We start from the raw sequence: 12,999 nt of genomic DNA on the forward strand, positions 1-12,999 counted from the left end.
CAAGACACCGGGCTCCGGGAGATTGTGACAGCGTGCCCCGGCGGTGCGGGCGCCGGATGTGCTTGAACGAGCAACTAAATGGGAGTACTACTGGCTTCAGGGTCGGCAAGATCCGTTCGCTCTTCAGGGGAGAATTCATGAACTTGGGGTTCAGCCTTCCGGTTTTCGGCAAGGCAGCCGCCACGCCGGGCGGGATCGCCCGGTACGCGCGCGAAGCCGAGCAGGCCGGGGCGGCCAGTCTCTGGGTCGGTGACCGGCTGCTGTCGCCGGTCGCTCCCGTCGTTCCCTACCCCGGTTACGACACCATGCCCGAGGAGTTCCACACCGCCCAGGACCCGTTCACCGCGCTGGCCGTCGCCGCCGCCGTGACCGAGACCGCCATCCTCGGCTCCAGCACCATCAACGCCACCCAGTACCAGCCCGCGAACTTCGCGCGGCTGCTCACCAGCATCGACGTCGCCAGCAACGGACGGCTGCTGCCCGGCCTGGGCATCGGCTGGTCCCCCGACGAGTACACGGCCGTCGGGATCCCGATGGGCGAACGCGGCAAGCGGCTGGACGACCTGCTCGACCTGCTCGAGACCTGGTGGACCGAGGACACCGTGGCGCACGAGGGCGTCGGCTACGCCATCGCCGAGTCCCACGTCGGCCTCAAGCCGGTGCGCAAGCCGCCGGTGCACCTCGCCGGCTTCGGCGAGAAGTCGCTGCGGCGCGTGGCCGAGCGGGCCGACGGCTGGCTGCCCGTGTGGTCGGTCCCCGAGGAGTTCCCCGCGGACGTGCTCACCTCCACCCTGGCCAAGCTCCGGGCCGACGCCGAGCGCGCCGGGCGGGACCCGAAGGCCCTCGGCGCGGCGCTGCGCGTGAACCCCGCGCCGGGCACCGGGCCGGAGCTCATCGCCGAGTCGGTGACGAAGATCGTCGCGGCCCTCGAGCCGGACCACACGTTCGTCGACCTCACCTACCTGACGAGCAGCGTGGACGAGCACCTCGACCTCACCGGCAAACTGCTGGACCTGGTCGCCAGGGGCTGATCCACCACGCAGCGCACTGTCCGGGCGGAGCCGGCCCGGACAGTGCGATACTGCGAGGCGTGCGCACACAAGGGAATGACGACAACGTGATCCGCCTGGTGATCGTCGACGACGAGCCGATGGTGCTCGCGCACCTGCGTACGGTGCTGACCTCCGCCGAGGACATCGACATCGTCGGGCAGGCGCAGGACGGCGCCGAGGCCGTCGAGGCCGCGGGGCGCTTCCGGCCCGACGTCATGCTGATGGACCTGCGGATGCCCGGGGTGGACGGGCTGACCGCGATCGAGCGCATCGTCAAGCTCCCGAACCCGCCGTCGGTCGTCGCGCTCACGACCTTCGACACCGACAGCTACGTCCTCAAGGCGCTGCGGGCCGGCGCGTCGGGCTTCCTGCTCAAGTCGACGCCCCCGGAGGACCTGATCGGGCTGGTCCGCGTCGCCGCCGACGGCCACACCGTGCTGTCGAAAGAAGCCGCCCGCCGGATGGTCACCGCGTCGGCGGGCGAGCACGAGCGCTCGCAGGAGGCGCGCGAGCGCACTTCCGACCTCACCGACCGGGAACTCGACATGCTGGTCTGCCTCGGCGAGGGCATGTCGAACGCCGCCATCGCGGCAAAGCTGCACCTCTCCGAGGCGACGGTGAAGAGTTACGTGTCGCGGATGCTCACCAAGCTCGGCTGCGCCAACCGCACCCAGGCGGGTTTGCTGGCGCATGAAGCAGGTCTGGCGGGCTGAACAAGTCTGGCGGGCTTCGCGGGCAGCGCGGGTCTCGCAGGCTGGGCCGCCGGATGCAGTGAATGACCCATTCCTTGCGCCCAACGCCAGTAATGAGTCATTCACTGCATCGCCGAAGCGACCCGAACACGACCGCCTACGCGCTGCTGCGCGCCCCGAACCCCCACGCGCCAAACACCTCGGCGAGCTCCGCCCGGCCCGAAATGCCCAGCTTCCGGTAGCAGCTCGTCAAATGCTTCTCGACCGCGCGGCGGGTCACGTTGATCTCGGCCGCGATCTCGCCGTTCGTCAGCCCGTCCAACGCGAACGCGACCACCCGGCCCTCCGCCTCGCTCAGCGCCGCCGACGGGCCGGCCGCCGTACCCGGGCCGGCCGGCTCGTCCGCCGTGCGGCCGGTGAGCCACGGTGCGCCGCAGCCCTCGGCGAGCCGGTAGGCCTCGCGGAAGCGGTCCTCCGCCCCCGCCTTCCCGCCGCCGCGCAGCAGCGCGCCCTCCGCCAGCAGCGCGCGGACCAGTTCCAGCCGGTCCCCCGACGCGCGAGACGTCTCGATGGACTCCGCCACCATGCGGTCGGCCTCGGCGCCCGACGACAGTGACGCCTTGATCCGCAGCGCGCGGCCGAGCGGCGCCGGCGCGCCCCAGCAGCGTGCCCAGCGGATCTCGTCGTCGATCAGCTCGGCGGCCGACACCGGGTCGCCGAGGCGTCGCTGGAGCCAGGCGCTCCACGTCCGCCACGGGTACAGCGCCGGGTTGCGCCAGCCCGCCCGGTGCAGGGCCGCGCCGCAGTCGAGGAACCTCGCCAGCGCACCCCGCGGGTCCTCGACCGCCGTCAGCGCGCCGCGCAGCATCAGCAGCGCGGCCCGGATGTGCAGGCCGACGCGCCCCAGCGCGTGCTCGTCGTAGTGCTCGACCAGCGTCGTGGCGAGCCGCTCGTCGCGGGTGACCACCGCGATCGCCACCAGCGCCATCACCAGCGACTCGGGCGCTTCGCCCAGGTTGCCGCCGATCAGCTCGTACGCCTCCCAGGCCGTGGACCGGGCGCGGGTGAGCTGCCCGGTCTGGGCCAGCACCGCCCCGCGCGCGGCGATCAGCGACGCCGGGCGCGCCGGGCGGCCGCACACCGGTTCGCGCGCCGCGCTCTCCAGCCACGCCGACGTCGGGCCGAGCGCGCCCGCGGTGAGCGCGGAGATGATCAGCAGCGGCGCGGTGCCCGCGAACTCCGCGGACGACGCGGGCGCGCAGCGCAGCAGCCGGTCGGTCAGCTCCGCGACGGTCGCGGCGGGCATCCCGGCGCTCAGCGTCGCCGCGTGCAGCAGGACCGCCAGCAGCTCGCGTTCGGCGAGGGTGGCGATCGGCGGCTCCGGGCCCAGCTCGCGCAGGCGGTCGACGGCGGCGGCGAGCAGCGCCGGGTCGTCGCAGCGGGTCAGCCGGATCCGCGCCTCCAGGCGGAGCCCGGCCTGGCCACCGGCGTCCTCCGGGGTGACGCGGCCGGCGAGGACGGCGGCCTCCGGCCGCAGGAACGCCGAGAGCGGCAGCAGGGTGACCGCCTCGGCCCGTTCACGCGGGGTGGGCAGCAGCCCGATGGCCTGCGTGAGGTGCCGGATCGCGGCGGAGACGTCGAAGGCGGCTTCGGTGAGCGCCAGGTCCACCAGCCGCCAGCCGCGCTCCGGGCCGTCGGGCGGCAGGTCGAGCAGCGCGCGGCGCAGGTACCGCGCCGCCGTCTCGGGCTCCCCGCGCCGGGTCGCCGCGTCGGCGGCCGTGCGCAGTTCTTCCGGCATCCACGGCGACGGCGACGGCGCGGGCACCTCGAGCAGCTGGGCCGCGACCGTCTCGGCGGCGAACCCGGCGTCGTGGAACACGGTCGCCGCGCGCACCCGCAGCCGCAGGTCCTCCTGCGCGGTCATGGACGCCTCGATCGCGGTCCGCAGCACGGGGGCGGCGAACCGCGGCGGGCACGCCGGGGCGAGCACCCCCAGCCGGCGCAGGGCCTGCACGGCCTCCGCGACGGCGACCGAGTCGGCGCCGGTGAGGTGTTCGACCAGCCACGGCTCGGCGTGCTCGCCGAGCACCGCGATCGCCCGGGCGGAGTCGCCCACCTCCGGCGGCAGCACGGCGAGCTGGGCGGAAAGCCGTTCCTTGAGCACCGACGGCCCGGGCTGGTGCGAGGGGCCGCCGCGCAGGACATCGTTGAGGTACAACGGGTTTCCGGCGCTCGCCGCGTGGCAGGCGGCCACGGCGCGCGGGTCGCCGGCCCGGCCGTCGGACGTCGCGCGCAGCACCGCCCCGACGCCGTCTTCGGACAGGTTCCCCGGCCGGATCCGGATTTTCGCCAGCTCCCACAGCTCGCGGATCGCCGGCCGGTCGGCCCCCGGGTCGCCTTCGCGGACCGCGACGACGAGCGCGCACGGCAGGTCCTGGATCCGCCGCGCGCAGTGCCGCAGCCAGGTCAGCGACTGCCGGTCGGCGAGGTGCAGGTCGTCGACCAGCACGGCGAGCGGCCGGTCGGCGCCGATCGCGGCGAGCAGGCCGAGCAGGCCGTGCGTGGTCAGCACGTCGTTGTGGTCGCCCGGTTCCCACCCCGGCCAGCCCGGGGCGCCGGGGAAGAGCCACCGCGCCGCCCCCGCGGTCCCGGCGAACCAGCGGTCGGCGGCGGCCGCGTCCGCCTCGGCGACCAGCGGCTCGAGCACCTGGCAGGCGATCCCGAAGTCGAAGTCCTGTTCGGTCCGGCTCGCCGCCGCCGTGAGCACCCGCGGACCGCCGGGGTCCGCTTCCGCCGAACGCAGGATTTCCTTGAGCAGCGCCGTCTTCCCCACGCCGAGCTGCCCGGTGACCACCGTGACCGAGCCTTCGCCCGCCCCGGCCGCGGCGATCGCGTCGCGCAGCCGGCGCAGTTCGGTCTCGCGTTCCGGCAGCGTCACGGCCGGCCCTCCCCGCCTTCGGCGAGCGCCTCGGCGAGCTGCCGCCTGCCGTCGATGCCGAGCTTGCGGTAGACATTGGTCAAGTGCAGCTCGACCGTCCGCCGGGTCACCGCGAGCTCCACCGCGATCCCGGCGTTGGACGTGCCCGCGGCGGCCAGCTTCGCCACCCGGCGCTGGGCCTCGGAAAGCCCGTGCGCCCTGGCCGTCACGGGACGGCCGGTCAGCTCGTGCAGCCGCTCGAGGACGCACGGCCAGCGGTACCGCGCCGCCAAGGCGCCCGCTTCCGCGAGGTGCTTGCCGGCCCGGTCGCCGCCGGCCGCGGCCAGCTCCACCAGGGCCGTCGCGTGGCGCAGGTGACTGCCGCTGCCGTGCAGCAGCCCGACGGCCCGCTCGAGGTGCCCGGCACTGCCGGCGTCTTCGGGGCCGAGGGTGAGCGCGGCGGCCAGGTGCGCGCCGCCGACGGCGGCCCGGGTTCCCCACGCGGTCGCGGCGGCGAGCTCTTCGCCGAGCAGCAGCCGGGCGGCTTCCCGTTCCCCCAAGGCCACCAGGCACTTCGCCGCGGCCGACCGCCACGGCAGGACTTCCGGGTTTTCCCAGCCCCACGCGGAAAGCCGGCGGCCGCACTCGCGCACCGAGGCGAGTGCCGGGCCCGGCCGGTCCTCGCCGAGCAGCACCGCCCCCTTGGCGTACAACAGGAACGCGCTGCCGAGCCCGGATTCCGGCTCGACCGGATCGCGCTCGAGCGCCTGCCGGGCGAGGTCGGCGCGGCCGGCCTGCAGGTGCACCCTCGCCTCGGTCGCGACCACGCGGGCGCGCAGCATCGAGTGCCAGTGCCGGGGCGGGACCAGCTCGTGCGCGTCGGCCAGGTCGGCCGCCGCCTCGTCGAGGGTGCCCGCCGCGAGGTGGCGTTCGGCGCGTTCGGCCAGGGCGCGGGCGACCAGTGTCCGGGAGCACCGGCGGCGCGCCTGCGCGAGCACGTCTTCGCCGTGGGCCTCCGCTTCGGCGAGGTCCCCGGTGAGGACCAGCGCGCGGACCGCCGCGGCGCGCGCGGTCAGCGAGCGCACCTCCGCCATCGGCTGGGCCAGCGCGGCGCGCGCGAGCCCGCGCACCCGGGCCGGGCGCAGGCCGCGCCGGGCCAGCAGCACCGCGGCCACGGCCGCCTGCGCCGGGTCCGACGGCCGGTCCGGCAGGGGTGGCATGCCGTAGCCACCGACGGTCGACCGGTCCTGCGGGTCGCCGTCGGCCAGCCAGTACAGGCCGAGCAGCGTGTCGCGGTCCGCCGCCGGGACGTCCGGCCGGCGGAACGCGGCGATCAGCGTGCGCGCGTTCAGCCCGCCTCGCGCGTTGAGCAGGTCCGCGGCCGCCAGCCGGTGCTCGCCCGCACCGTCCAGTTCGGACAGTACTTGGGCCAGGTGGCGATCGCCCGCCTCCTGGTCGAGCAGCAGTTCCGCGGCGCCGAGGTCGAGCAGCACGGCCGCGCGCCGCGCCGGTTCGAGGGGTTCCTGCAGGGCGCGCTTCAGCGACGCGATCGCCTGCCCGTCGCGGCCGCCGTCCTGGCCCAGCCGGGCGGCCGCGCGCAGCACCTCCACCACCCAGGGCTCGCCGATCACGCGGGTCCGCCGCAGGATCGCCGCGACGGCGGCGTTCGCGACGCCGTGTTCGTGGCCCAGTTTCGCCGCGCGGGTGAAGAAGGCGTCACGGTCGCTCTCGGTCATCCGGCCCAGCACGCGCTGGCCGGTGTCCGGTTCGGCCAGCCCGCCGCTCGCCGTGACCAGGCCGATCGCCCGCAGCCGTGCGAGGTCTGCGGCCAGCCGCTCCGGCGGGCACCCGGCGAGCTCGGCCAGCAGCACCGGGCCGAAGCCGTCCTGGCACACGGAAACGGCGCGCAGCACGGCGGCGAGCTCGGCGGGCAGGCCGTCGACCAGGCGCAGCAGGCGTTCCCCGGCGATCCGGGTGAACAGTCCCGCCCCCTCCCGCGCGAACGCGGGTTCCATGCGCAGCCGGTTCAGGCCCTCGGTCAGCACCGCCGGGTTCCCGCCGCTGCCGCGCACGGCGTGCTCGGCCACCTGCTCGCCGGCCCCCGCGCCCAGCCGCTCGCGCACCAGGCCGGCCACCGCGGCGTCGCCGAGCGGGCGCAGCCGGATGCCGTGCGCGGCGGCCGCGGGGCGCCAGGTGTCCAGCCCGCTGGCCTGGCTGACCACCAGCAGCACCGGAATCTCGTTCAGCAGCCCGGAAAGCGTGTGCAGCCACGCCCGGGACGCGGCGTCGGCCCAGTGCAGGTCGTCGACGACGAGCACGAGCGGCCGGCCACCGGCCGCGGCGAACAGGTCCCGGCACAGGCCGCCGAGGACGCGGCCGCCCGGCACGCCGTCGCCACCCTTCCCGGCCGCCGCTGGGGGAAGCGCGCCGCCGAGCGCGGTGAAGACCTGGTGCAGCACGGTGAACGGCTGGGTGCCGTCGGACGGGCAGCACGGCACGTGGGCGACGCGCAGCCGGGCGTGCCGGGCGGTCGCGGCGACGGAGGCCAGCAGGGCGCTGCGGCCGGAGCCGGGCGCCCCGGTGACCGTGACGACCGCCGGGCCTCCGTCGGGCAGGCCGTGGACCAGCCCGGTCAGCAGCGCGGACTCCTCGTCCCGCTCGGCCAGCCGCGGGCCGGGCACGCCGCGCTGGTGCGGCAGCCCCGCCGCGACCGGCGGGGTCGGCGGGGCGAGCGCCGGGCGTTCGTCGCTATCCGGCGAGCCCATGCGTCCTCTTCGGTGCCCCGGTGTCGGCGGCTCCCGCGCTCGCCCGCAGCGCCGCGGCCAGCTCGGCCCGGCTGTCCACGGCGAGCTTCCGGTAGACGTTGGTCAGGTGCAGCTCGACGGTCCGCGGCGAGACGAACAGGGCGCCCGCGACGTCGCGGTTGCTCGCCCCGCCGGCGACCAGCCCGGCCACCTCGCGTTCGCGCTGGGTCAGCACGTCGGCGCGCGGTTTCCGCAGCCGGCCGCCCGACTCCTCGAGCAGCTCGCGGGCGAGCGCGCCGATCGAGCACCACCCCGAACAGGCGGACAGCATCGCGGCCTGGCGCAGGTGCTGGCGCGCCGCCTTGCGGTCGCCGACACCCGTCAAAGCCTTGCCCAGCAGGTACTCCACCCGCGCGTACTCGATCCGGCAGGGTGAAGCCGCCAGTATCCGGACCGCCTCCGCCAGCAGCTCGGCCGCCCGGGTCCCCGACGCGACCGCGCCGCAGGCGGCCAGCACCAGGCCCCGGGCGGTCGCGGTCGGCCAGCTCCCGGCGAGCTCCTGCCCACGCTCGGCGCACGCGGCCGCTTCCCGGTGCCGGCCCTGCCGGACGAGCAGCAGCGTCGCGGCGTACCACCACGGCGCGAACACCGGGTTGCCCACGCCGGTCTCGTCCTGCCGCCGGCCGGATTCGAGCAGCAGTTCCAGTGCACCGTCCACATCGGAGCGCAGGACCCGGGCCCCGGCCAGGCCGAGCAGCCAGAGGTGGCGCTCCGCCGGGGCGGCGTCCAGTTCGTCCGGACGCGCCGCGCGCAGCAGCGCTTCGGCGGCAGCCGGTTCGCCGTCGTCGCAGAGGGCGGTCGCCAGCGCGATGCGGACTTCGAGCCCCGGGCGCCGGCCCGCGTTCGCCAGCGCCGCGACGCGGATGTCGGCGAGCGCGCCTTCGCGGTCGCCGCTTTCCCGCAGCGCCTGGTAGCGGGCGGCCAGCGTCCGGCCGAGCCCGGCCCGGTCGCCGCGCACCGCGGCCTCGGCCACCGCCCGGTCGAGGGCCTGCAGGGCGTTCGGCGCGTCGTCGACCAGCCGCAGGGTCCGCGCGGCGGCGAGCAGGTCGGCGCTCGAGGCTGCCGCGACCGGCAGCCGGACCACGGCGCGGGCGCAGGCCGCGGCGACCTCGCTGCCGCGCCCGGCGAGCGCGAGGGCGGCGGCCCGGTCCACCAGGTCCCGGGCACCGGGGTGGCGGGCCGCGGCCGCGCGGGGGGCGGTCGCGGCCCGGTCCCGCAGCAGGCCGCGCGCGGCCTCCCGGGTCGTGGCCGCGGCGGCGAGCGCCGCCACGGGCACCGCGGGCGAGTCCGTGCCGAGCCGCGCGGCCAGCCGGTCGACCAGGCCGCCGAGCGGTGCCTGCCGCCGGCCGGCGGCGTCCGCGGCGGTGGCCGCGAGGGCGAACAGCACGGCCACCGCGCAGTGGTCACGCGGGTCGCGGACGTGCCCGGCGGCCGTGCGCAGCTCCGTCATCGCCGCTTCCGGGTCGAGGTCGAGCCGGGCGGCGGCCAGGGCCAGCCGGACGTCGAGCCGGCCCGGCTCGGCGGCGGCCGCGCGGGACAGGTGGGCGACCGCGGTCGCCGGGTCGCCCCGGTGTTCCGCGGCGGCCGCGGCTTCGAGCGCGAGATCGATCATCCAGCGCTCGTCGAGCCGCGGCAGCGCGCCGAGGTGCGGGGCGACCTCCGCGGCGGGCCGCGCGTCGTCGTTGAGCACCCGGGCCGCACGCAAATGCAGGTGAGCGAGTTCTTCGGCGGGCGTTTCCGCGAGCAGGCGGGCTCGGACCGACCGGTCGAGCACGCTTCCGGCGAACAGATTCGCGCGTCGAATTCCGTCGATGGCGATCCGCACCGGCCGCGCGGGCAGCCCGCACAAAGCGGCCACCCTCGTCACGTTCTGTTCGTCGAGGACGGCGACGGCGGTGGCCACCGTCCGTGCCTGCGCGGACAGCCCGGCCAGTGCGTCGACCGGCCGCGCCGCGGCCACTTCCCAGCGGTGGCACCGGTCCTGCGCCCCGATCTGCCCCAGCGCCCAGGTGCCGGGGCCGGGCTCGTCGGGGCGGCGGCAGAGGACGAGCAGGAACCGCTCTCCGCGGCCGCACCGCAGCAGGAAGTCGAAGAACCGCACCGACGATTCGTCGCACCATTGAGCGTCTTCGACGACGATCACGGAATTCCTTTTCCGCAATGGCCCGGAAAGCAGCAATGATCGCAGGGTACGGAATTTCCGGTGAAGCGCGGAACCGTCTTCCGCGGGCAGTCCCAGGGTGCGCGCAATGGCCCCGCCCGGATCGGCGTGGCCGGCGAACAGATCGGTGAGCGCCCGGAACTCGGAAGTCTCTCCGAGCACGGTACCGGAAATGCGAATAATGTTCGCGGACCGGCCTTTTTCCGACCTCGCGAAGTCCGTCAGAAGGGTACGGACGCCGCCGTCGGGCGCCCCGTCCACCAGCACGGCCTGCGCGGACTCCGTCCACGCGAGTACCGCACACCGGGACAATGCGCCCGAACAACCAGCGAAGACCGGATTCGGAGTGGGTTCCGACATGCCGCCATCGACCTTTCCTGCAAGCCCGGCATAACCGAGCCCTTTCCCGCAGCCCCCAGAGCCGCCGAAGGATCTGACCGTCCGAACGCTATCGACACCGCCGCCGGGAAGAAAACCACCGGCGATGTCCGATCTGTGCCACTTCCTCCACTAACGAGTGACCGTACCAGGCGCGACGCTCGCTGTCAGCGAAGGCCACCACCCGGACGGGTGACATACTTGTAGCATTCCCGAGCACCGGAAACTGGACATTTAACCAAGACTTGAGGTCCCCTTCAGCGCCCGTGGGCCGACGGGGTGACGGGCAACCAACGAAAGTTGTCGGTCGGTCCGCCGCGGGGCAACTTTCGTCGCTAGTCCGGTCCGGGAACCGCCGGTCCGCCTCCGGGCCGAGGGTCCGAGAGCTAACGTGGGTCTCGTGTCGGACGTCACTCCAGGTACTCGAACCACGCTGCGTGAGCAGCTTGGGCCCCGCGTGGGGCCGAAGCACGAACTGGCGACCCTGCTCAGCCTGGCGGTGATCTTCGGCGCGCTCGACGTGGTGATCAGCATCAACAGCCATCCCACCACCGGGTGGGCCGGCCCGCGCGCCGACCTGATCCTCCAGCTGGTGGTCGACGTCTCGGTGCTCGGGCTGCGGCGCTTCCCGAAGACGGTCGCCGGCATCGCGCTGGCGGTGACCTTCGCGACGGTGCTGGCCGACGCGCTCGCCCCGGGACTGCTCTCCCCGGAGGACCCGGCCAGCCCGCTGATCCTGCCCCGCATCACGCCGGTCATCGTGATCTTCCTGGTCCGGACGCAGAGCCCGCGCGTCGCGTTCCCCCTCATCGGGGCGCTGGCGATCATCGGCAGCGAGCCGTGGGCGCCCAGCTGGACCATCACCCCGGTCGGCCTGCTCAGCACGATCGGCCCCGCGGCGGTCGTGCTGTACCTCGACGCGCGCAAGCAGCTGCTGCAGGAGTTGCGCGACCGCGCCGAGCGGGCGGAACGCGAGACGCACCTGCTGGCCGAGCAGGCCCGGTTCGAGGAGCGCCGCCGCCTGGCCGCGGAGATGCACGACGTCCTCACCCACGGGCTCAGCCTGATGGTCCTGCACGCCGGGGCGCTCGGCATCAGCTCGAAGGAACCCGACGTCCGCAAGGCCGCCGAGGAGATCCGCGCGCGCGGCGCGATGGCGCTCGACGAGCTGCGCGACCTGGTCGGGGTGCTGAACACGACCTCGGCCGACGTCTCCGAACGGATGGCGAACCCGAGCCCGCGGACCGGGTCGGCAGGCACGCCGGAGCAGCTGCCCGACCCTTCGACGCTGGTCGCCGAGTCGGTCGCGGCCGGCATCCCGGTGGAGCTGGACGTCGAGGGCGAGCGCTCGCAGATGTCCCCGACGATCGCGCGCACGGTCCACCGGATCGTGCAGGAGGCGCTGACCAACGCCCGCAAGCACGCGGCGGGCGCCGAAATCCGCGTCGAGCTGCGCTACCGGCCGGACGGCGTCGGCATCCGCGTGGTCAACACCCCGCCCCGGCGCCAGCCGGACGACGTCCTGGCCGGCAGTGGCTCCGGGCTGGGGCTGTCGAGCCTGCGCCACCGGGTCGAGCTGGTCGGCGGCACGCTGCAGACGGGCCCGACACCCGACGGCGGGTTCCGGATCGCCGCCGATCTGCCGGCTTACGTGCCCACGACGGAGACGCGCCAGAAGTCCGGCCACCGCTGAATTTCGCGCCCCTGCGTTGCAGTGAATGACTCATTCCTGGCGTCCGGCGCCAGGAATGAGTCATTCACTGCATGCTGGCGGCGGCCGCACGCAGCGGCTGCCGGGCCGGATCACCTGACCTCCGCAAGATCTGCGGCTCGCGCCGGGCTTCGCCGAGCGGCCGGCACGTTCGGCCCGGGCTAGGCCCAAGTCCAGGGCCAGGGCCAGGGCGGGGTGCAGGTCGGGTCCTGGGTCGGCCCGGGTCGCAGGCGAGCGGACCAGCGAGCGGGACCCGATCCGCGGCACCGGTGGCCCGGCACACGAGCCGAGCGCGGCGGCAGGACTGGAGATTCTCCTACTACTCCCCCGCTTAAGGTCGGGCCGACCGCGATCCTCCCGACCAAGAACCTGGGGCCCACATGAAAGGCATCATCCTGGCCGGCGGCAGTGGCTCCCGACTGCATCCGGTCACGCTGGGCGTCTCCAAGCAGCTCGTCCCGGTCTACAACAAGCCGATGATCTACTACCCGCTCTCGGTGCTGATGCTCGCCGGCATCACCGAGATCCTGCTCATCTCCACCCCGCACGACCTGCCCGCGTTCAAGCGGCTCCTCGGCGACGGCGGTGAGCTCGGCCTGCAGCTCAGCTACGCCGAGCAGGCCCACCCGAACGGTCTCGCGGAGGCCTTCATCATCGGCGAGGAGCACGTCGGCGACGACACGTCGGCTCTCATCCTCGGCGACAACATCTTCCACGGGCAGGGTTTCTCGGACGTGCTGCGCGCCGCGACCCACGATCTCAAGGGCTGCGTCCTGTTCGGCTACGAGGTCTCGGACCCGCACCGCCACGGCATCGGCGAGATCGACGCCGACGGCACCCTCATCTCCATCGAAGAGAAGCCGGCCAACCCCAAGTCGAACCTGGCGCTCACCGGCCTCTACTTCTACGACAACGACGTCGTCGAGATCGCCAAGGGGCTCAAGCCGTCCGCGCGCGGCGAGCTGGAGATCACCGACGTCAACAACGTCTACCTCGACCGGGGGCGCGCCGGCTGCGTCGACCTCGGCCGCGGCTTCGCCTGGCTGGACACCGGCACCCACAAGTCGCTGCTGGACGCCGGGCAGTACGTGCAGACGATGGAGGCCCGCCAGGGCGTGCAGATCGCCTGCCTCGAAGAGATCGCGCTGCGCATGGGCTTCATCGACGCCGACCAGTGCTACGCGCTGGGCGAGCGGATCGGCAGCTCGGGCTACGGCGAGTACGTCATGGACTTCGCGCGCCGCGCGCGGCCGCTCACCGCGGTCTGAACCCCGGAGGATCCTT

At 74.7% G+C, this 12,999-nt stretch carries 7 protein-coding genes; 4 read left to right on the forward strand and 3 right to left on the reverse strand.

Annotation, left to right across the window (positions count from 1 at the left end; all coding sequences use genetic code 11):
* Positions 1-137 precede the first annotated feature (137 nt).
* Together ACZ4TR_RS16110 and ACZ4TR_RS16115 are read left to right on the forward strand one after the other, a co-directional pair.
* Positions 138-1,031, forward strand: coding sequence for a TIGR03619 family F420-dependent LLM class oxidoreductase (locus ACZ4TR_RS16110; protein WP_465287746.1), 894 nt, complete (start codon positions 138-140; stop codon positions 1,029-1,031).
* 86 nt (positions 1,032-1,117) lie between these two features.
* Complete coding sequence (locus tag ACZ4TR_RS16115; protein ID WP_360669923.1) at positions 1,118-1,765, forward strand: response regulator transcription factor; 648 nt, start codon at positions 1,118-1,120, stop codon at positions 1,763-1,765.
* Positions 1,766-1,901: 136 nt separating this feature from the next.
* On the opposite strand, the gene ACZ4TR_RS16120 is transcribed toward ACZ4TR_RS16115, so the two are convergent.
* The 3 genes from ACZ4TR_RS16120 to ACZ4TR_RS16130 are packed head-to-tail and all read right to left on the reverse strand — an operon-like array spanning position 1,902 to position 9,608.
* Positions 1,902-4,682 carry an AAA family ATPase gene (locus ACZ4TR_RS16120; protein WP_465287747.1) on the reverse strand — a complete coding sequence of 927 codons (2,781 nt, stop codon included), beginning with the start codon at positions 4,680-4,682 and terminating at the stop codon, positions 1,902-1,904.
* Positions 4,679-7,426: an ATP-binding protein gene (locus tag ACZ4TR_RS16125; RefSeq protein ID WP_465287748.1), complete on the reverse strand. Its 2,748-nt coding sequence runs from the start codon at positions 7,424-7,426 to the stop codon at positions 4,679-4,681. Before ACZ4TR_RS16125 ends, ACZ4TR_RS16120 begins: the two co-directional genes overlap by 4 nt.
* Positions 7,410-9,608 (reverse strand): LuxR C-terminal-related transcriptional regulator, encoded by a 2,199-nt coding sequence (locus ACZ4TR_RS16130; RefSeq protein ID WP_465287749.1) that lies wholly within the window; start codon positions 9,606-9,608, stop codon positions 7,410-7,412. Before ACZ4TR_RS16130 ends, ACZ4TR_RS16125 begins: the two co-directional genes overlap by 17 nt.
* An 853-nt stretch (positions 9,609-10,461) precedes the next feature.
* On the opposite strand from ACZ4TR_RS16130, the gene ACZ4TR_RS16135 reads away from it, so the two are divergent.
* Both ACZ4TR_RS16135 and rfbA read left to right on the forward strand, forming a co-directional pair.
* Positions 10,462-11,697 (forward strand): sensor histidine kinase, encoded by a 1,236-nt coding sequence (locus tag ACZ4TR_RS16135; RefSeq protein WP_465287750.1) that lies wholly within the window; start codon positions 10,462-10,464, stop codon positions 11,695-11,697.
* 398 nt (positions 11,698-12,095) lie between these two features.
* Positions 12,096-12,983 (forward strand): glucose-1-phosphate thymidylyltransferase RfbA, encoded by an 888-nt coding sequence (rfbA, locus tag ACZ4TR_RS16140; protein WP_364512388.1) that lies wholly within the window; start codon positions 12,096-12,098, stop codon positions 12,981-12,983.
* Positions 12,984-12,999 lie beyond the last annotated feature (16 nt).

Source organism: Amycolatopsis sp. NPDC028719 (genome assembly GCF_055565395.1).